2 protein-coding genes are annotated in these 2,417 nt (G+C 38.3%); both read right to left on the reverse strand.

All coding sequences use genetic code 11. The features are described 5' to 3' along the window. Window positions 1-981 (reverse strand): hypothetical protein (locus HN459_03795; protein ID MBT3478566.1); only part of this gene is annotated, 981 nt, incomplete at its 3' end. A 9-nt stretch (window positions 982-990) separates the two neighbouring features. Next, the coding region (locus HN459_03800) for an oligosaccharide flippase family protein (protein MBT3478567.1) at window positions 991-2,417 on the reverse strand (1,427 nt) is incomplete at its 5' end.

Here is a 2,417-nt window from a genome sequence, read left to right on the forward strand (position 1 = left end):
CTGGTGAATCAATTCCCACTTTCGGAAAAGACCGATAACTGCTAATAGTAAAATGATGATGCCCATATAATTTGGGTAGTCTGTGAAAGGCATATAGCCCCAATAAGGTTGGCCTCCGAATCCAAATGCAGAAGGAATAAAAAACGTAAGTATTTCCTTTGGATGGAATGACCATCCAGTGGCATAATTATAATCCGCCCCTCCACTGGCTGAACCTCCCCGAACAGAAAAAGGTGTGTAATCCATTGCCGGTAAATAGATTAATATGGAAATACCAATCCCCACTAAACAAGCGAATGAAAATAACCCCAGCCCTTTTCCCAAAAATAATCTTTTATTTGGATTACGTAGACCATCTACTAATTGAATTAATATATAAGCACCAATGAGCAACCATGTATAATAGGCAATCTGAGCATGGGCCCTTTGAAGCTGAAACCCTAGTAAAAGAGCCAACCATCCTGAATCCCATAAATTAGGATTTTGCCACAATCGAACCGTAAGCCACAAAATCCATGGGATATAAGCTGCTGTCATCATTTGGCTACCATGACCAAACACAACCATTGTGACCATATATGGGGTTATCATAAAGGCCGTTGCACCCAATCCTGCCGCCCACTCAGAACATTTAAAATGCCTTAATAAGAGGAACCCACCAATTCCCGCAAACAGTAAATGGAGCAATTGGATAATTAATCCTGGGAGGAAAAACAGTTTGAAAAAATATTCCGGAAAGTAAAGTTTGGATAAATTTGTGAATGCTTCCGCAGTTGGCATACCGCTAAAAACCCATGGCTGCCATTGCGGAAATTCACCTGATTCTTCGGATAAATCATTGAGTGCGATACCAATTGCTTTGGGACTAAGACTATCCGGTGAACCGAATGTCTTTCCACCAAAAATAACCGGTTCAAACAAAACGGCAATTATTACAAGCATCAACCCGGATGCAATGACTACAGGGTTTTTCCAGTCCATTCTCATTTCTTATTTGCGTCCTTTTAAAGCATTGAGCCCTTTGAAAAAATCTAAATCTTCTTCTTCAATTTTTAGTAGCCACATAATTAATCCGAAACTTCCTATCGAGAATATTCCAGCGATACATAGTGTAACCAATGTATGAAAGTGCATAATGAAATCCTTGATAAAGAAAAGCCCTACAAAAACCACAATTCCCGCAATTATTGGCTTAATCACTTTTCGATCAAAAAAGTTCATTTTAAGGATAAAACCCACTTCAATTGTTCGAGCTAACCCTACAGCAGTTAAAGAAATTAAGGTGGCCATGGCTGCACCTATAATACCATACTTTGGTATTAGGAAAATATTTAATCCAAAATTCAGCGTAAATGCGCCGATGGTATTCCACAATACCAATTTTGTATGGCCGGACATACTTAAGGTCGGTCCTGCAGCACCAAGCAATGCTTGAATAAATGTCGCTCCTGTTAAAATAACTAATATCTTTGCACTGGGTAAATACTCCGGGCCGAACAGTAATAGAACTTTTCCTGGAAAAATAATAAAAATGGCTGAAATTGGAATGGCACATATTAATAACCATCTACTTACCAATTTGTATGTATCGGCCAATTCCCCCCTTTCACCCTTTGCATGAAATTGGGATGCCATTGGCGCATAAATACTGATAAATGATAAAAGAAGCGCCTGAAGTAACCCGGCCGTTCGTGCGGCAGGATGATATAATCCAACAGTGGTAGCATCAGTAAAATATCCTAACATTAAAATATCCATCCAATGCATAAAAGTTTGAAGTATAGTCACAAACATGAGTGGATATGAAAATTTTAATAAGGTAGAATCAAATTTAGCTTTTATGATTTGATCATTGGATACACCGGATACTCTTTTTAGAACAACCACCATTACAAAAAAACCAACAATTCCAGTAATCAGCATTGGCGCCATAACTGCCGATTCGATTGATACGAACCAGAAACATATCACCATGCTACCTAATAGAATAGTGGGATTTAAAAACTGGGTTACCAACGTTTTATACTTAAGCCGTTTGAATCCTTGCGTTGCAAATGCAGAAACAAGTGTTAATCCATTAAAAGGAATCGCAACGGCGAATACAATAATGACTGAAGTTAATAATGGTGGTTCGTTTAGAATTCCATCAACGATAAATCCTGATGAAAGGATTAGCCCAACCATGATAACTAGTGAAAATATAGTTGTCATTTTCAATGATGAAGCGATCAATTTTTGAATTTTCTCTGAATCGGATTTCGGATTCATACGACTGACAAATCGCATAATGCCAGTTTCTAATCCCATTTTTCCCAGTACTTCAGAAATCAGCATAATGGCATTGGCCATAGAGTAGATTCCCAGAAATTCAGCCCCCACCCAACGGGCTAACATAGCGGTGTATAAATAACGATTTA

This window comes from Candidatus Neomarinimicrobiota bacterium (genome assembly GCA_018647265.1).
Taxonomy (GTDB): Bacteria; Fidelibacterota; Marinisomatia; order Marinisomatales; family TCS55; genus TCS55.